Here is a 17,353-nt window from a genome sequence, read left to right on the forward strand (position 1 = left end):
CGCTGGAAAAATCCGGCGGGTGCGTATCTGCATGCCCTTCATCATCGCATGTAGGGAGACATGCACTTCCGCATTACGGGGAAAAATGGAAATACACTGGTCAAGCAGGGGGGCTGGCAGAATAACCGTCCCTCTCCGCCGCACGAAAAATATAAATTTGTAGAGAATGTTTTTGAGGAACTGGATGCTCCCGGAGAATGGTATCTGGACAGAAAGGAACATATCCTTTACCTGTATCCGGAACAGGGAACGGACCTGGTTGCAGCCAGACTGGAAGCCGGCGGCCTGGAAGAACTGGTCAAAATCCAGGGGGAAGGCTCATCCCCCGTCAGGAACGTGACGCTCCGGGATCTGGTGCTGACTGGAACGCGGCGAACCTTCATGGAAAACCGGGAACCCCTGCTGAGAAGTGACTGGACCATTTTCAGAAGCGGAGCCGTACTCTTGCGGGGAACGGAGGGGTGCCGCATTCTCTCCTGCGAATTTGCCAGGTTGGGTGGAACAGCCGTTTTTGTGGACGGGAATAATGAAAATCTTCTGGTGCGGTCCTGTTATATCCATGACATAGGTTCCAACGGCGTAGCGTTTGTGGGGGACCGTTCCTGCTACCGGGGACCGAAGAATTATCGGGAAGCCAAAGGAATGTCCTTGGAGAGAATCGACAGGGTTCCGGGACCTCGAAACAATGAATTTCCCAGGAACTGCATGGTGGATGATTGCCTGATTACCCGGACGGGGCTGGTGGAAAAGCAGACTGCCGGAGTGCAGATATCCCTGGCCCGGGAAATTACCGTCAGAAATTGTTCCATCTACGAACTTCCCCGGGCGGGTATCAACATAGGAGAGGGGGCTTTCGGCGGCCATGTGATTGAATACAATGACGTTTTTGATACCGTCAGGGAAACCAGCGACCATGGTTCGTTCAACTCCTGGGGACGGGACAGATTCTGGGTCCGGGACCAGATGGCGCTGAGCCAGGACAAGGACGTCGTCCTGCTGGATATCCGGCAACCTAATATCATCAGGAACAACCGCTGGCGCTGTGATCACGGATGGGATGTGGACCTGGACGACGGTTCTTCCAACTATATTATTTACAACAACCTCATGCTTTCCTCCGGCCTGAAGCTCCGGGAGGGGGGGTACCGCAAGGTTTACAACAATATTATGGTTAACAAAACCCTGTACCCGCATGTATGGTTCAGGAACAGCGGGGACGAATTTTACAATAACATTATTTTTGAAGACCGTTACCGTCCCGCCGGCAACATGGATTTTTCCCCGTGGGGAAAACTGATGGACAGGAACTTTGTGCATGTGAAGGGAATGAAAGGGGTGGAACCCGCCTCCGAACTGGCCAGGCAATCCGGCAATGACAGGCACTCCCTGAAGGGGGATGCCCTGTTCTCTGCTCCCGGTCTGGGGGATTTTTCCGTCCGGGCTTCTTCCCCCGCCCTTAAACTGGGATTCCGCAATTTTCCCATGGACCGTTTCGGCGTGCGTTCCCGGCATCTGAAAGCCCTGGCGCGAACTCCGGATATTCCTGAAGTTGCCGGGAACAGGATGGAGAAACGGGAAACGGTGCTGGTGAAGAAACTGGGGGCGGAAGTGAGGATAGCGGAGGGCGAAGGGGATTTGTCTGTCTTTGGGCTGATGCCGGAGGATCTGGGCCGGGCGCTGGTTATTGTCAAGGTACAGAAGGACGGCCCTTGTTCCTCTGCCGGCATTCTGCCCGGCGACGTTCTTCTGATGGCGGGCGGGAATAAGGTGGATGGAGTGGAAAAGCTCGAACGCCTGCTGCCGTCTTCCGGTAAATTAACCGTAACCGTCAGGAGAAACCAGGAAAATAGAAAGGCGGATTTGCGGTTTTGAGGATGCTTCTGGCCTCCGGAAAAAGAGGAAGCGGAAATTACAGAATTCCGGTCAACTTCCGGTAAGTCTCCAGGGCAAAAGAATCCGTCATTCCGGAAATATAATCAAGCATGTGCTCCAGGCGTGCAGCCTTCCCGCCGTTGTTCCGGGGTACGCCGGTGCCCTGAAGCATGATGGCGATTTTTTGGGATTGGCCGGAGGATGGATGATTCACCCATTCCATAAAGAAGTCGATCAATTCTCCCAGTACCTTATAACCCATGGCTTCCACTTCAATAACCTCCCTGGCCTGGTACACATTCTTGATGGCGTACTGGTACAAGCCGTTCAGCGGGGCGGCCAGTTCCGAGCTGTCTATCAGGGATTGTTCCAACCTTCCTTGCAGCAGGTCTTCCTCGTGGTTCACGAAACTGTCCACGGCGGACTGAATGCTTTTGCCGATGGCGAGCGCGCGCATATAATGGATGCAGGAATCTTTTTCCTCTTTTGCTTCCAGTTCCCGGACATAACAGAGCTGGGATTCCGTCAGGAAAGGGCTGAACAAATCCCTGGTGGAAGCAAAATCCAGAAGTCCGGAAAAATACCCGTCCTCAATATCCGCAATGCGGTAACAGATATCATCCGCGGCTTCCATCAAATACGCCAGGGGATGGCGGCTCCAGCAAAGATGTGCTGCATCAGGTGTGGAACGCGGAATCAACCCCAGATGTCCAGCCATGAAAGAAGCAGCTTCCCTTTCCTGTTCCCCGATGCCGAATTTCTTGCATTCAAGCTTGTTGGCCGCAACTATGCTGCCTTTCCTGACGGCGGAGGAATAAGATTGCGTACAGGGATATTTCATAAAGGCGCCCAAAACAGCCGCCGTCAGTTTCAGGCCGTTGCCCTCCATCGGATCTCCTGTACGTGTCAGGATGCGGAATCCCTGGGCATTCCCTTCAAAAGGCAGCTCCAGGCCGTGCCGTTTCAGGGCGGTTTCAATGGCGTCTTCACCGGAATGGCCGAAGGGCGGATTGCCGATGTCATGGGCCAGGCAGGCGGTGGAAACAATGGTAGCGACATCGGAAGGCATGATAGGAGCGGGCAGGGACCCTTTCTTCGCCAGCCACTCCCCTGCCAGCATGCCGAGGGAAGAACCGATGTGGGCTACCTCCAGGCTATGCGTCAGGCGTGTGCGCACGTAATCGTTGCGGCCCAGGGGAAAAACCTGTGTTTTGTCCTGAAGGCGGCGGAAAGCACTGGAAAACAGAATGCGGCCGTAATCCCGGTCATAATTGCTGCGGTTTTTCTGTGGAGATGCCGTACTCCGATGCCTGGATCCCCAGCGCGCGTCCGACAAAAGCTGCTGCCAATTCATCATCCCTGACATGGTAAGGAAATGCTACAGGGGAATGCCCGGATGTAACAGGAGAAAAATAGAGAGGGAGTTCAATAGGTCAGCATCAGCCCCACGCCCCAGTGCAGGTTCTTGTCGTAATTGGTGGAAACGCTGAGGTGTGAGGTCAGGATGTAGTGCAGGCCCACGGAATAATCCCGGTCCGTATTCAGGGAAAAGGAAAGGCGCAGGCGGGAGGTGAGCGGGATATCGTCCCGCTCCAATTGCAGGCGCACCTTTCCGTCCGTGTCAATGCGCGCATCCGCAATCAGGAGCAGGGGCAACATGTACCGGGCTCCCAGGGTGCCATCCATTTCCCGGTCCTTTTTGGTGGTCTGTCGGAACATGTTGCGTTCTCCGGCCTCCCCCTTGCGGCAAGTTCAGTCCGCCCCGATGTAGGGGTAAAGCCATTGCTTCTCCCCGATATACCTGCCCAGCCTCCCTTCCGCCTCATAACCCCGCGTATCCTTGTAGCCTATTTTCCACTCTCCCTGCATGCTCCACCGGGTGCCTCCGAATTCCAGGTTCCCTATGTTCCCGTTGGTGGCGAAATCATTGTTCACGCTCAGGTACCATTTCCGGTCCATGTCGTAAACATGCTGAAGTGCCTGCATGGGGTGGGGAAGCTGAGGATTGGGGGGAGAATCCTCATACGTAAAAATCCGGCCCATGCCGCTCATCATGTGGTACAGGATATGGCAGTGGAAAAACCAGTTGCCGCGCGTTTTCTCTGCAGCGTTAAACTCAATCACCTGGGTGTCCATGGGCTGGATATCCGCTGTAAACTTGAGCGGAGAAAAATCCCCATGCCTGTTCACCAGCCGAAAAAAATGCCCGTGCAGGTGCATGGGATGCCTCATCATGGTATTGTTGGTCAGGATTATGCGCACATTCTGTCCTTCCCTGATCATGATCCGGTCCGTCTCGGAAAGAGTTTTCCCGTTAATGCTCCATACGTAACGGTTCATATTACCGGTCAGCATGAAATGCAATTCCTTAACGGGCACGCCGGAAGGAAGAGTGGTGCGGGAAGGGGACTTCAGCATGTCATACGTCAGGGTGGTTTCTTCTCTGTCCTCCTGCATGTTGCCGTGTCCTCTCCCATGGGAGGAACCGGACTTCATGTCCATTATCTCCATATTTCCGGAATGGGCGGTCGGCATGCCGTGATGATGCATCTTCATATTTCCTCCCATGGTCATCATCCCATTCATTTGCTTCATCTTTTTGAAGTAATTCAGCTTGGGAAAGGGGCGCAAAGGCTGCCTTTCCCCATGGCCCAGCCACAGGGAGGAAGACCCGGAAGTATCCTCTGCCGTCGCCTGGAACTCAAAGGCCTTGCCTGATTCCGGCACTTCCAAGATGACGTCGTAAGTTTCGGAAACTGCGATTATCATGCGGTCCACGTCAACGGGAACAACGTCTTTCCCGTCGCTGGCCACCACGCGTATTTTCCCGCCCGCATACCTCAGCCAGAAATAGGTGGAGGATGCTCCGTTGACGATGCGCAGCCTGATGCGGTCGCCGCCCCTCAGCCGGGGCAGGGAAGCCCGCGGGATGCCGTTGAGCAGAAAACATTCATAATACACGTCACTCACATCCATGGCGTTCATGCGCTTCCATTCGCTTAACAGCTTGGTTGCCATGCAGCCGGAGCGCAGGGCCTCCCAATAGCTCTGTACACTCCCCTTGCGGATGGAAAACCAGTCGGAGCCCGTGTGAAGCATTCTGTTCACCTCCTGGGGATTCTCGTTCGTCCAGTCGCTCAGTACCAGCGTATATTCCGGCAGGGCGTCCTCCGTCCTGCGTGCCGGGTCATCGGGCCGTTTGCGGACGATGAACGCTCCGTACAGGCCGCTCTGCTCCTGAAAACCGCTGTGGGAATGGTACCAGTACGTGCCGTTCTGGATGATGGGAAAAGTATAGGTATGCGTAGTGTGGGGCTTGACAGGAGCGGAAGTCAGGTACGGAACTCCATCCTGGTCATTGGGCACCAGCAAGCCGTGCCAATGGAAGGAAGTTTCCGTGTCCATCAGGTTATGCACCCGTATTACCGCAGTATCTCCCTCTGTAAAATGCAATGTGGGGCCGGGAATGTTCCCATTGATGGTCATGGCTTGGCGTGTGACTCCGGTAAAATTGACGGGAGCGTTCCGGACATATAAATCGTATTCTACCGTTTTTGCCAGAGAAGGGGAGAAGAGTATCGGCAAGCAGCACAGGAATGGAAGAAAATGGAAGGTTCGTGTGAACATGAATGGGAAAAAGCACTGCCAGGAAAGACCTGCCTCTTGAATTTCCAGTTCAAAATGAAACGGATGTGATGTGTCATGCCCACCCTTGGCCAAATCTGCTAAATGGCGGGGCCTCCAATTCGGACGGAATAGGGCGTCTGGAATTTATTTTATGCGTCGTTTTTTAAGGAAATAGGGACGATCAGGAAAGAGGCCAGGATAAGCAGGCAGCCGATGGACAGAAGGAACATGTTGGAATGCTCCCTGAACAGGAGCAGGGAAGTCATGGCCGCCAGGGGAATCTTGAGATTGTTCATAATCGCCAGCTTTACGGGAGTTACCCGGCGCGCGCCGTAATTCCACAGGAAAAAACAGACTCCTGAAGCGATGACGCCCAAATAGGTCAGCAGCCACCATTGCACGGTTGAAATCCCCTGCCAGCAGGCCAGTCCTGACGGCAGGCCGGAAGGCAGAGTAACCAGCAGGGCGCCTGCATAGGCATAGGCGAAGCAGGATGCTTCGCTTCTCCCGAACCAGGAATTTTTCAGGGAAATGTAGGCTATCTGACCTGCCGCGAAGCAGAGGTTGGAAAGCTGGACCAGAACGATTCCTGTTAACTCCCCGTTACCGGAGGAATATCCTTTCCAAAGGATTCCCGCCCCTCCCATGGCTGCAAGAATAGCCGCCGCCAGATGGAGCGGCGGAAGATTCTTTTTCATCAGGCCGTCTATTAGAACCACATAAATCGGCGTGGTGGCTGTAAAAAGGGCAACCTGGTGGGAAGGCAGATAGTGGAAGGCAGCGATATAGAAAAGATACATCCCTCCGAACTGGACGGCGCCTATCCCCATCATCCCCACGGCATGGCTGAGGGGCGCCTTCCGGACGAAGGGGAGAAAAACGGCAAATGAACCGGCCATGCGTGCCAGTGCGACAAAGCTGGCGGGAAGTCCGGACAGGCAATTTCCCAGCAGTCCGAATGACAACGCCCAAATGAAAGACGTGAGCAGCAACGCAGGCATGCGGGCGGAAGCATACGGAGAGAGGAAAACCAAGTCAATGCCCACGGCGCAGAGCATATAGTCGGGAACATGCAAAATTACCCAAAAAACGGGGTAAGATAATGGTTCTAAACATAAAAACACCCCGAAATATTGAATTCCGGGGTGTTCAGGAAAATGGTACGCGGTACTGGTTTCGAACCAGTGACCCCATGCGTGTGAAGCATGTGCTCTACCACTGAGCTAACCGCGCATTTGCAGTGCAGGAGGAATATATCGTTCGTGCCGGGGATTGGCAAGGAGTTTTTTGAAATCGGGTAAAAAAGGATTCCGCTTTTCCGCCGTCAACAAGTTCCCGGAGGAATGACCGGTGTACAGTTTCTCCGAGGGACGGTTTGGAAAAGTGGAAAGGTGGCTTAATTCCGGCTTGTACAGCATCAACCGTCTTCCTACACTCCGGGCATGAGTTGCACAATCCCTCCCAGAGCATGGGCCCAGATTGATACCAATGCGTTGAGGCACAATTTAAACGTCGTCCGGCGCGTCATGCCGGATCACCGTCTGATGGCTATTGTGAAGGCGGAGGCTTATGGCCACGGTCTGGAAGGGGTGGTGAAGGCCCTGGATGGCGAAGATTGCGCTTTTTTCGGCGTTGCCACGGTGGCGGAGGCCTGCCGGGTGAGGGATGCCGGGGCAAAAACATGCCCGTTTATTCTCGGCCCCTGTTTTGAGGGGGAGCGGGAGGAAATCGTGCAGAACGGCTGGCGCGCCGCTCTTTCCAGCATGGAAGAGGCGGAGCATTTCAATTCCCTGGGCGCCCTTTACGGCAAAACCGTCCATGTCCATTTGGGCGTGGATACCGGCATGGGGCGCAGCGGTTTTTTACCGAGTGAATTGCACGGCCTGACGGACAAGCTCAAACAGTTCAGTTATCTGGATCTGGAGGGCGTGTTTTCCCATTTATCCGCAGCTTCCGATGATATTTCCTTCACCCACGGACAGATCAGCGGCTTTACGGAAGCCGTAAATGAACTTTCCCAAGGCCATCGGTACAAGTTCCGGCACCTGTGCAGCAGCGCCGCTGTGTTTAATTACAAGGTTCCCTGCGCCAATATGGCGAGGCTGGGCAGAATCCTGTACGGGTATTCCCCCATGCCGTCTCCCTATAATAAGGAGCTGCGGCCTACAATGACCCTGTACAGCCGCATTACTCTGATACGCACGCTGCCGGGAAATCACGGCGTTTCCTACAACCACTGCTATATAACGAAGGGGAGCACGAAGGTGGCCACTATCGGCATCGGTTATGCGGATGGCTATCTTCAATATCTGTCTAACCAGGGAGCGAGGGTGTATATCAATGGCCAGTACTGTCCGGTTTTGGGCCGTGTGACGATGGACCAGATCATGGTGGACGTTACTTACATGGACCATGTGGAGACCGGAGACCTGGTGGAAATCATGGGGCCTAATGTAAGCTGGGAGGAACTGACGCGCCGTGCCAATACCATCCCCAGCAATGTGCTGACCAGCATCAGCGCCCGCGTGCCCCGGATTTACGTGTAGGATAATGCCGGGGGCATGGTGATTAAAAGCTGTTGCCCGCCGCCCGAAAAAAATCAGGGGATTTGTTTGCAGATATGTTTTTCCCCGGCGGACACGGATAAACGTTTTACCGTACCTTTTACCGCTGGCGGATTCTATTCCAGTCTTCCGGCTCCAGAGCGCAGGGATCAGGGGCTACCCAGTGGCCCGGTTCTATTTCCACAGGGGTAAGGTCCGCTCCCACCGTCTCCGGATAGGAGGGGTGCTGGATGCGATGGCCGAAAGCAGAGCCGAGCGGCGGGTTGATGGGAGAGGGGACGTCTCCCGGCAGAGGCTGGTGCTTGTTGGCCCTGGAGGGGTCTGGTTCCGGAATAGCGTCCAGAAGAGCCTTGGTGTAAGCATGTTTGGGGGATTGATAGATGGTTTCCGCATCTGACATTTCCACGATTTTACCCAGATACATGACCGCCACGCGGTCGGAGATGTGTTTGACGACCGCCAGATCATGGGCAATAAACAGGTAAGAGAGTTTGCGTTCCTCCTGAAGTTCCAGCAGCAGGTTGAGCACCTGGGACTGGACGGATACGTCAAGGGCGGAGACGGGTTCGTCCAGAATAATGAGGCTGGGATTTAACGTCAGGGCGCGGGCGATGCCGATGCGCTGGCGTTGCCCGCCTGAGAATTCAAAGGGGAAGCGGTCAATAGCGCTGTCCGGCAACCCTACGCGATCCAGCAGGCCGCGCACCCATTCCCGGCGCGCGGCGGGGGTGCCCATGCGGTGGATGACAAAGGGTTCCGCTACGATTTGACCGATGGATTGCCTCTGGTTGAGGGATTCCGCAGGGTCCTGGAAGACCATCTGGATGTGCGGACGCAGAGGCCTCATTTTGCGCTGGGAGAGTCTGGCGATATTGTTGCCGTTGAACCGGATGGAGCCCCCGGTGGGTTTCAGCAGGCGGACAATGCTTTTGCCAATGGTTGATTTTCCGCAGCCGGATTCCCCTACCAGGCCCAGCGTTTCCCCCGGGTAAATATTGAAGGAAACGTCGTCCACAGCCTTGACCCATCCCGCTTGCCGCAGGAAAATTCCGGAGCGGACGGGGAAGTACATTTTCAAATTGTCTACTTGCAAGAGAGGTTCCGGCATGGCTGGTAGAAAAAGAAGTTAAAGGTTGGCGCAACGGGGGCAGGCTTCCACGAAGTGGTCCGGGGATATTTCCACGAGGGGAGGGCGTTCCGTGAGTTCTTCCGCGGGCACACCCTGCCTTTGGCAGAAGCGGCATCCGGGAACAAAATCCGCAATAGAGGCCACCTGACCGGGAATGGTGGGCAGTTTGGTTTTCCGCACGGAACTTAGCTGAGGGATGGAGGCCAGCAGTCCCTTGGTGTAAGCATGGCGGGGGTTGGCAAAAAGTTCCCGGACAGGGGCCTTTTCCACCACGCGGCCAGCGTACATGACGACTACGGAGTCACAGCTCTGTGCGATGACGCCCAGGTCATGTGTAATGAGGATGGAGGATGACCCCATTTCCGCCTGAAGGTCTTTGAGCAGGGACAGGATTTGAGCCTGAACGGTGACATCCAGGGCCGTAGTAGGTTCATCCGCAATGATGAGTTCCGGATGGCAGGCCAGGGCAATGGCTATGACGACGCGCTGGCGCATGCCGCCGGAGAGCTGATGAGGAAATTCGTCCACACGCTGTTCCGGGGCGGGGATACGAACGCGCTGCAGGAGCTGGATGGCTGCGTCCCGGGCTTCCCTGGTGTTCATTCCCCGGTGGAGCATCAGGGATTCCCCAATTTGCCTGCCGATGCTGTGTACGGGATTGAGCGCCGTCATTGGTTCCTGGAAAATGACGCCGATATGGCGGCCGCGGATGCCGTGCATGTCCGTCTCTTTTGCCTGAACCAGGTCGCGGCCCTTGAACAGAATTTGCCCGTCCAAAATTTTCCCCATGGGCTGGGGCAGCAGCCGGACGATGGACATGGCCGTAACGCTTTTGCCGCAGCCTGATTCCCCTACGATGCCTACGCAGGTACCTTTGGGGACGGTGAAGCTGACGCCGTCCACCGCTTTCAACAGGCCGGATTCCGTTTCGAAGCCGGTGACCAGGTTCTTGATTTCCAACAGGGGATCGCTCATGTGTTATTTTTCCGTGGCAGAAGGTTCCAGAGGGTCGCCGCTTTCCGGGATGACAGGCACAGACGGCAGCTTGCCGCCGCCATCCTTGTTATCCAGGCTTTCAATGGAGTCCATGTAGCGATACTGGTCATACACGGTATCCACTTCCTCGAATGTTTTTCCTTCCCGCTTGGCTTCCATTGTTTCCTTTTTGATATCGTTATCCACCCAGTACAGATAACTTTCCATGGGATCAAATACGACGGGATGGCAGAATTGCGTAGTTGCACTGTTCGGCCATTTGACCCAGCGCCAGTAACCCAGTCTGATGAATTCCGTGGTCCAGCAGGGAACCCACAGGGCTTCGTCATCAATTTTCTGCTGCACTTTCCACGTGGCCTTTTGGAGTTCGTCTTCCGTGGCTGCGTTTGTTTCTGCGTCCAGCAGCTTGTCCATTTCTTTGTCCGCGTAAGCGCAGATGTTATTGGTATAGGTAATAAGGCCTCCACGCTCATCATAGGCGTACCGGGAGTGGAACCCCTGCTCGTTCATCGGATGGGGGGGAGTGAATCCCCAGGCCATGAAGGAGGCCTGAGCGCGTTTTTCCATGATTTTGCGGAAAGCTACGGTGGAGTCCAGAGGGTCAAGCTGGATTTCCAGGCCGCACTTGCGCGCGTCTTCCTTCAGCTTGCCCAGAGTGGAAGCCAGGGAAGGAGATGAATTGGGGAAGGTGATGGCTGCGGTGAGCCGGGTGCCGTCCGGTTTGCGGAGGATACCGTCCGGGCAGGGGATGGTGTAGCCCGCCCTGGCGAAATAAGCTCGGGCCTGTTCCGGGGAATAGGGGCGCGCCTTGATATAAGGATTGGTGAATTTGCCGAAACCTGAATTGTAGGAATTGAGCCGCTGGTAGTCTCCGCGGAAGGTAATGTCAATGATATTCTGGATATTAAGTGCGTGCTGGAACCCCCGGCGAACATTGAGGTCATTGAAGGGGGCTTTGGAGGTATTCAGAAAAACTCCGTAAGGAGGGCGGGGGTAAATGGTGTAAAATGTGCTGCGGTTGATGTAGCCGTTGTGAACCTCCGGTATTTCCATGCGTTCGTGCCATAGTTCCGGTTTGGTGATGTTCAAAACGTCCAGTTCTCCAATGCGGAAGAGTTCGATGGCCTTGGATGGTTCCGCAATGAAATTATACACGATTTGATCCACATTATACATGTATTTCGTGAATTTTTTGTCCTTGGCCCACCAGTCCGGCACGCGCTGGAGCGTTACCTGGCGGCCGCGGATGATACCGTCCGGCTTGACAACGTAAGCGCCCGTAGTGGGCGGTATGCGCCACTGGTAGCGTTCCACGTAGTTGGGGCCGAACTCGCAATAAAAATGCGGCGGGGACGGAATGAACAGCGTGCAATAGTACGGGAGCAGAGGTTTGGCGAAGGGGAGTGTGATGGAAAAGCGGCTGTCGTCGTAGATGGTGATGTTGGAAGCGTTCTGGTAAAAAAAGTTGTTGTAGAATACGTCCCGGCTGTATTCCGAAGTGCGGATATACATGTTCACCAGGAGGTCGATGGCCTTTACCTTGGCTCCGTCCGTATAGCGGGCATCCGGATCCAGTTCGAAGTAAACAGTGCGCCTGTCTGGGGATTCCGCCCATTTATGAGCGATTCCTGGAATGATTTTTCCCGTAACCGGATGGATGGAAACGAGGCCGATGATGATTTCATCATACAGGGGACCGCGGAAACCGCTGTTGCTGTTCGGGCCGTTGGGCCGGAATGTGTCGGGATAGGAGCCGGGGGCCCACTGGCGCAGCACGCCTCCTTTTTTGGCGTTCGGATCCCCTATCTCCGGATTGTCCAGTCCATCCTCCCACTTCAGGTCTTGGGGGATGTCCGCCGGGGTTTTGAATTTGATGTAGTCGCCTTCCGTCTGCCTGCGGTGAATGACGGACAGGGCGGCTTCATCCGCAATGAGCTTGCTTTGCAGTTTTTCCCTGACTTTAGAATCTTCCTCTTTAAAAAACTTGTCCCGGAGCTCCCGTATTTCCTTTTGCTTGGCAGCTTCCTCACGAGCCAGGCGGTCATTGATCTGTTTGTTCCATCGTTCCGGGAAGGAATCAAATCCCGGTGGGAGTGTGCCGAAGGGTACATTCGGCTGCCAGCCTACCCCCTGGGATTGGGAGGAATCCTTGCAACCGGACCCGGCTGTCAACAGAAGGGACAGCATCACGGAAGAAAGGGTGGAACGGAGGAGGGTGGACAGCTTAAGCATAAGAAATGGCAAAGCGGGAGTCTTTTTATTTATAAGTGGTGAATTTTTTAGGGTCAAAGGCTTCGCGGACAGCCTCCCCGATAAAGGTGACGAGCAGGAGGGTAATCACCAGGGCGGAAAAGGCGGAGGTAACCACCCAGCTGGCGGAAAGATCCGCCAGTCCGTCATTGAGCAGGCGCCCCCAGCTGGCGTATGTGTCAGGAAGGCCGAAGCCCAGATAGTCCAGGGAAGCCAGAGCCAGAATGAGGGCGGAAACGCTGAACGGAACCAGAGTGACCAGAATGGCGACTAGGTTGGGCAGGATATGAACGAAGAGAATACGGCTGGTGGAAGCCCCAAGCACGCGGGCGGCCGCCACGTAGTCGCGCGCTTTTTCCTTCATGGTGGAGGTTCTGAGCTGGTAGGTCATGGACATCCACCCGAACATGATTAGAAGGCTGATAATCAGGAACATGCCCTTCATATGAAGGGGAACCATATCTGAAATAATCATGATGATGAAAAGGAAGGGAACCTGGGAGAAGATTTCAATGAGGCGCTGCATGCCGAGGTCAAACATGCCGCCGAAGTATCCCATCATCATTCCAAAGGTGATGCCGATGAAATATACGATAGGCAGGTAGAAGAGTGCGGCTTTCATATTTACTTGGAGGCCGCCGTACAGATAAGCCAGAATGTCCGCCCCCTGGGTATTGGTGCCAAGCAGGTGGCCCCCCTTGAGGGGCGGGGAGGGGTGGTAGAAGATACGGCTGATTTTATGTTCATCCGTCTGTTTCAGGAATTCCTCTTTGGTGCCGGGGCCGCTGTAATGTTCCGCCACAATGTTGTTGTTTTCATACGTGGCGCTGTACACCTCCGTTCTGTCTTCCAGCCAGCCGGTGGCCCGGTCCACTTTCTTTCCCTTGCGGAATTTGTAGCTGATGTGGGGAAGGGCTTCTTCATCCTTATGCAAACGGGAGGCCAAACCGGAATACGGCTTGCCGCCGGCCTCGCAGACGAGACCGTCTTCATTCACCATCAAAGCTTCCGAACCGGGGTTGGTGGAATCTCCCGTGGGATCGTATGGAACCAGAGGCATGATGACAAGGGAGGGTTTTCCCGGCTGGCCTGCCTGTTTTTTCAGTTCGCGGTAGTTGGCTTCCGCATCCGCAAAATCTCCGGTCTGGCCAAATGTAGAACCCTTGTATACTTTGCGCATCATGGCCGGAAAGTACCAGGATCCGTCCTGAACGACAAGGAGGGCCCGCTTGCCCACCAGGCACTGGTCCATACAGGCCAATAGCGTCAATACAAGCAAAATGAGGAGGGATACGTAACCGCGGGAGATGCTTTTAAAACGCTGGATGCGGCGCCTGGTGATCGGCGTTGGATGGAACCTCCGGGGGCCTTTCAGCATGAGCCAGAACCCGAGGCCTCCCATGACCAGCACGCAAACCCAGCCGAACCACAGGAATTTCCCCTGAGGCGTCAGAAGGCCGCCGTTGTTCTGGTCCGTACAGACGATGTTGAGCATGCTCATTTCCCGTGAGACGGTGAAGGGCCAGCTTAACGTGGGCAGGAGCAGCCCGCACAGCTCTCCCACGGCAGTAAGAACCGCCAGAATGACCAAAAGGTATGCCAGTTTTCTAACCATGTGTATTATTCAAATTTGATGCGCGGATCCACAGCGGCCACGATGATATCGGAGAGAAGGTTGCCCAGTACCATCAGGAAGGAGGTAAGCAGCAGCGTTCCCATGATCAGGGCGTAATCCTTGTCCATCAGAGCCTGGTAACTCAGCATCCCGAACCCCTGGATATCGAAAACTTTTTCCACCAGCATGGAGCCGGCCACAATCAGGCTAATGAGGCTGCCCAGAGTGGAGGCAATGGGTATAAAGGAGTTACGGAAGGCATGCTTGATGACGGCCCCTCTGAAACTCACGCCCTTGGCCATGGCTGTCCTGATGTAGTCCGCGGAAAGATTGTCCATCAGGTTGTTTTTCATCATCATGGTGGTGATGGCAAAGGAACTTACTACATAACAAATCAGGGGGAGCACCGTATGGTGCAGCAGGTCTCCGGCCTGTTGCCAGAACCCCATGTCCGCAAAGTCCGGAGACGTAAGCCCGCAGAGAGGGAACCATTCCAGCCGCGCGCCCAGATACACCACCAGTACGGCTCCCAGGGCGAACCCAGGCACGGAGTACCCCAGGAAAATCAGGACGGAAGAGATGTTGTCCACCAGGCTTTTATGGCGGATTGCCTTTACTACCCCAAGGGGAATGCAGACGGAATAGGTAATAATGGCGCTCAGGATGCCGAAGTACAGGGAAACGGGAATGCGCTCCTTAATCATGTCCCATACGGGTTCATTGTACTTAAATGAGTTGCCCATAGTTCCCTGGAGCAGCCCGTCAAAGCTGGTCTTGTACATTACGGCACGCCAGGCATAGCCCCGAGCCTTGTCGCGGACGGCCTCCGTATTATCCGTCTGCCTCATGCGGCGCGCCCAGCGTTCCGCGCGGTCCATGGGGGATTCTATATCCACGGTCCAGCCTTCTGAAGCGGCTTTCCGGGACGGCGTGCCGGAAAAGAAAGCATCTTTCACGCTGCCGGAATCCTTGTCCTGGCGAACTACGACGACTTGTTCTCCTGTTTCATTCAGATTGATCCGTGTATGCGTATCGGAAATGCCGGAATATTCATCTTCCTTGTCTCCCTCTCCCGCTCCGCCGATTTCCCCGAATTCCTCACGGGAAATGAAAATCTTTTTGGGCAGCACGCCCAGCCATTGCAGATAAGCCGTGATGATGGGCTCCTGCAGGCTGTACTGCTCTTCCAGCCGCTCCATATCCGCTTCACTCAGGTTATTGTCGCCGCGCTGGGAGCCGGCTTTCTGTCCGGACAGGGCGCTCATGCTTTGCTGCTGCATCATCTGCTCAATGGGACCTCCCGGAACAAAACGGGTTATGCAAAAGACGAGAAACGTAACCCCCAGGAGCGTCAAGGGCATGAGAAGGAGTCGTCTGATGATATAGGTCTTCATTCGTCGCGCTGAACTCTACCGATTTGTGGAAGGTGAGGCAAGTAGCAATGCAAATTTGTAAGCCTTTGCTAACATAAGGTGCTGCCCGGTTCTTCTTAAGATGAAAGGGAAACAATGCAATACGGCAGGTTTCCTTTCTTTTGGCAGGCCTTTCGGGAGGTGCGGAATTACATTCCTTCTCCCAACCGGCGCGCCAGCATGTCCGGAAGACCGGCGGCCAGAATGCGTCTTTGTGCCTCCGCTACATCGTATTCCACGCGGCGCTGGTAGTACACCATGCTGTCTTCGTCAAGCACGCCGTAGGCGGCGCGGGGGTCGCCGTCTCTGGGCTGGCCTACAGAGCCCACATTAATCAGATATTTGTTGGTTTTGAGTAGTTGGATATCCCCGGATTCATATTCATGGATGCTTCCTTCATGGCGGATGAATGTACGGGGGACGTGAGTGTGTCCGTTAAAGCACAGGAATTGATTGTCACGCAGCATATTGATGCTGTGGGTAGCCGTATCCACATTCGTGACGTAAGCCCAGGAGTTGGGCTTGTCCTGTGTAGCGTGCACCAGAACGATTTCATTGGGGAGAATGCGCTGGAAAGGAGCGCGGCGAAGCCATTTTTTCTGTTCTTCGGAAAGTTGCTGCCGCGTCCACATCAGGGCATTGTAAGCTACTGGGTTCATCCCTGCCGGATTGTCTTCTCCAATGGCTTCCTCATCATGGTTGCCGCGCACGGTGGGAATCTGGCGGCTGCGGATGAATTCAAGGCATTCGGACGGATTGGCGTTATAGCCCACAACATCGCCCAGGCAGTAAACGGCATTGCATTGAAGCTGTTCTATATCCTTCATCACCGCTTCCAGAGCGGGCAGATTGGCATGGATGTCACTAATCAGGGCTATTCTACTCATGGTATTGTAAGCAAAGAGCATAGCACTTTGGGGAGGTTTTGCCAAGCGCGTTTGCTCACAGGAAATCATGGTTGGGGCACAGGGTGCCGGCCTTCCCATGACCCCTTATTTCCGTCTGTTTGATTTACTCGTCTTTTGCCGGAGGCAAAGATTCCAGGGCTTCTCTCAGCCCGTCTACCGGATATTTCAGGGAATTGGCCAGATGGCTGGTCATCAGGTCACGGGCGATCTCATCCGTGGGAAACAGCTCCCGGAAGGGGATGCGTTCCTTTTCCGGTATGTTCAGCCTGTTTTCCAGAACAAAAATATTACTCACCAGGCTGGGTGTCCTGTTGCGGGGATCCTTGAATAACTCCCGGCCCAGTTCCAGAGCTTCTCCGGATTTGGAAGGCACACGGACGAGCGCATAAAATTCTTTGCGGGCCGTAAGGGGAGGCGCTCCCAAATCCCGTGCCTTGCGGTAGGCTTCCGCCGCCTTTTCAAAGTCCGGTTGCCGGTAGGTATCGCTATACATGTTGCCCAGCAGGGATTGAAGGTACCAGCTGTCAGGATTGGCGTTGATGCCTTTTTCCAGGAAGCGGCGCCCCTTTTGAATGTATTTGCGGAAGCCTTCCCGGCGTTCCATGGGAGAAAGACGTTTATTGTCCAGATAACTGGAGGAAGCGTTATTGCCCAAATGCCACGATCCGTTGTCCCAGTAAAAATCGGAGTGAGGAGCGAGAGAGGTAACCTGGTTGTAGCGGCGTTCCAGGTTGGCCCAGTCGGAAATCAGGAAACAGTCGAAAGCTTCCATGCTCAGCACGGCCGCCACCAGGGAGCGGAGCCCTCCCAGGGAGACCATGGCAAGTTGTTGTTCCAGATAATCGGAAGAGGAAAGCTCTACCGGATTATCCAGCAGCCCCTCCGCCTTCTCCTGTTCCAGAATATGATTCTGCAAAGGCAGGCGAATCATGCCGAAGCCCAGAAGGGCAATGATGAAAATGACGATGGTCTTCAGCATA

13 protein-coding genes and 1 tRNA gene are annotated in these 17,353 nt (G+C 54.8%); 2 read left to right on the forward strand and 12 right to left on the reverse strand.

Annotation, left to right across the window (positions count from 1 at the left end; translation table 11 throughout):
• The first annotated feature begins 60 nt into the window (after positions 1-60).
• Positions 61-1,872, forward strand: a complete 1,812-nt coding sequence (locus AMUC_RS09865) for a PDZ domain-containing protein (protein ID WP_052294485.1) — start codon at positions 61-63, stop codon at positions 1,870-1,872.
• A 37-nt stretch (positions 1,873-1,909) separates the two neighbouring features.
• Here the strand turns inward: AMUC_RS09865 and dgt are convergent, their stop codons facing one another.
• The 5 genes from dgt to AMUC_RS09885 form a co-directional block, all read right to left on the reverse strand.
• Entirely contained in the window at positions 1,910-3,229 is a 1,320-nt protein-coding gene (dgt, locus tag AMUC_RS09870) for a dGTP triphosphohydrolase (RefSeq protein ID WP_012420876.1), read from the reverse strand.
• Positions 3,230-3,297: 68 nt separating this feature from the next.
• Positions 3,298-3,591 (reverse strand): hypothetical protein, encoded by a 294-nt coding sequence (locus AMUC_RS12905; RefSeq protein WP_204223462.1) that lies wholly within the window; start codon positions 3,589-3,591, stop codon positions 3,298-3,300.
• 33 nt (positions 3,592-3,624) lie between these two features.
• Complete coding sequence (locus AMUC_RS09875) at positions 3,625-5,499, reverse strand: multicopper oxidase domain-containing protein (protein ID WP_204223460.1); 1,875 nt, start codon at positions 5,497-5,499, stop codon at positions 3,625-3,627.
• A 149-nt stretch (positions 5,500-5,648) separates the two neighbouring features.
• Positions 5,649-6,557, reverse strand: coding sequence for an EamA family transporter (locus AMUC_RS09880; RefSeq protein ID WP_012420877.1), 909 nt, complete (start codon positions 6,555-6,557; stop codon positions 5,649-5,651).
• 100 nt (positions 6,558-6,657) lie between these two features.
• Positions 6,658-6,732: transfer RNA gene (locus AMUC_RS09885), tRNA-Val, on the reverse strand.
• Positions 6,733-6,941: 209 nt separating this feature from the next.
• Between AMUC_RS09885 and alr the strand changes: the two genes are divergently transcribed.
• Positions 6,942-8,045 (forward strand): alanine racemase, encoded by a 1,104-nt coding sequence (gene alr, locus AMUC_RS09890; protein WP_012420878.1) that lies wholly within the window; start codon positions 6,942-6,944, stop codon positions 8,043-8,045.
• A gap of 118 nt (positions 8,046-8,163) precedes the next feature.
• On the opposite strand, the gene AMUC_RS09895 is transcribed toward alr, so the two are convergent.
• The 7 genes from AMUC_RS09895 to AMUC_RS09925 form a co-directional block, all read right to left on the reverse strand.
• Positions 8,164-9,171: an ABC transporter ATP-binding protein gene (locus AMUC_RS09895; protein WP_012420879.1), complete on the reverse strand. Its 1,008-nt coding sequence runs from the start codon at positions 9,169-9,171 to the stop codon at positions 8,164-8,166.
• An 18-nt stretch (positions 9,172-9,189) separates the two neighbouring features.
• Positions 9,190-10,167 (reverse strand): ABC transporter ATP-binding protein, encoded by a 978-nt coding sequence (locus AMUC_RS09900; RefSeq protein WP_012420880.1) that lies wholly within the window; start codon positions 10,165-10,167, stop codon positions 9,190-9,192.
• A 3-nt stretch (positions 10,168-10,170) separates the two neighbouring features.
• Positions 10,171-12,420 carry an extracellular solute-binding protein gene (locus AMUC_RS09905; protein WP_052294486.1) on the reverse strand — a complete coding sequence of 750 codons (2,250 nt, stop codon included), beginning with the start codon at positions 12,418-12,420 and terminating at the stop codon, positions 10,171-10,173.
• 25 nt (positions 12,421-12,445) lie between these two features.
• A complete protein-coding gene (locus tag AMUC_RS12160) occupies positions 12,446-14,053 on the reverse strand; it encodes an ABC transporter permease subunit (protein ID WP_012420882.1) in 1,608 nt (535 codons plus the stop codon).
• Positions 14,054-14,058: 5 nt separating this feature from the next.
• The gene (locus AMUC_RS09915; protein WP_157738282.1) at positions 14,059-15,414 is read right to left on the reverse strand and encodes an ABC transporter permease; all 1,356 of its coding nucleotides are present in this window, start codon (positions 15,412-15,414) and stop codon (positions 14,059-14,061) included.
• A 200-nt stretch (positions 15,415-15,614) separates the two neighbouring features.
• Entirely contained in the window at positions 15,615-16,352 is a 738-nt protein-coding gene (locus AMUC_RS09920) for a metallophosphoesterase family protein (RefSeq protein WP_031931318.1), read from the reverse strand.
• A gap of 124 nt (positions 16,353-16,476) precedes the next feature.
• Positions 16,477-17,352 carry a tetratricopeptide repeat protein gene (locus AMUC_RS09925; protein ID WP_012420885.1) on the reverse strand — a complete coding sequence of 292 codons (876 nt, stop codon included), beginning with the start codon at positions 17,350-17,352 and terminating at the stop codon, positions 16,477-16,479.
• Between the last annotated feature and the right edge of the window lies 1 nt (position 17,353).

Origin of the sequence: Akkermansia muciniphila ATCC BAA-835, assembly GCF_000020225.1 — a bacterium.
GTDB lineage: Bacteria > Verrucomicrobiota > Verrucomicrobiia > Verrucomicrobiales > Akkermansiaceae > Akkermansia > Akkermansia muciniphila.

What these genes read in the sequence shown, in the direction of transcription:
- AMUC_RS09900 (WP_012420880.1), bottom strand. Translation starts at nt 10,167, where the DNA reads ATGAGCGATCCCCTGTTGGAAATCAAGAACCTGGTCACCGGCTTCGAA.
- AMUC_RS09915 (WP_157738282.1), bottom strand. Translation starts at nt 15,414, where the DNA reads ATGCCCTTGACGCTCCTGGGGGTTACGTTTCTCGTCTTTTGCATAACC.
- AMUC_RS12160 (WP_012420882.1), bottom strand. Translation starts at nt 14,053, where the DNA reads ATGGTTAGAAAACTGGCATACCTTTTGGTCATTCTGGCGGTTCTTACT.
- dgt (WP_012420876.1), bottom strand. Translation starts at nt 3,229, where the DNA reads ATGATGAATTGGCAGCAGCTTTTGTCGGACGCGCGCTGGGGATCCAGG.
- AMUC_RS09895 (WP_012420879.1), bottom strand. Translation starts at nt 9,171, where the DNA reads ATGCCGGAACCTCTCTTGCAAGTAGACAATTTGAAAATGTACTTCCCC.
- alr (WP_012420878.1), top strand. Translation starts at nt 6,942, where the DNA reads ATGAGTTGCACAATCCCTCCCAGAGCATGGGCCCAGATTGATACCAAT.
- AMUC_RS09875 (WP_204223460.1), bottom strand. Translation starts at nt 5,499, where the DNA reads ATGTTCACACGAACCTTCCATTTTCTTCCATTCCTGTGCTGCTTGCCG.
- AMUC_RS09865 (WP_052294485.1), top strand. Translation starts at nt 61, where the DNA reads ATGCACTTCCGCATTACGGGGAAAAATGGAAATACACTGGTCAAGCAG.
- AMUC_RS09920 (WP_031931318.1), bottom strand. Translation starts at nt 16,352, where the DNA reads ATGAGTAGAATAGCCCTGATTAGTGACATCCATGCCAATCTGCCCGCT.
- AMUC_RS09880 (WP_012420877.1), bottom strand. Translation starts at nt 6,557, where the DNA reads ATGCTCTGCGCCGTGGGCATTGACTTGGTTTTCCTCTCTCCGTATGCT.
- AMUC_RS09925 (WP_012420885.1), bottom strand. Translation starts at nt 17,352, where the DNA reads ATGCTGAAGACCATCGTCATTTTCATCATTGCCCTTCTGGGCTTCGGC.
- AMUC_RS12905 (WP_204223462.1), bottom strand. Translation starts at nt 3,591, where the DNA reads ATGTTCCGACAGACCACCAAAAAGGACCGGGAAATGGATGGCACCCTG.
- AMUC_RS09905 (WP_052294486.1), bottom strand. Translation starts at nt 12,420, where the DNA reads ATGCTTAAGCTGTCCACCCTCCTCCGTTCCACCCTTTCTTCCGTGATG.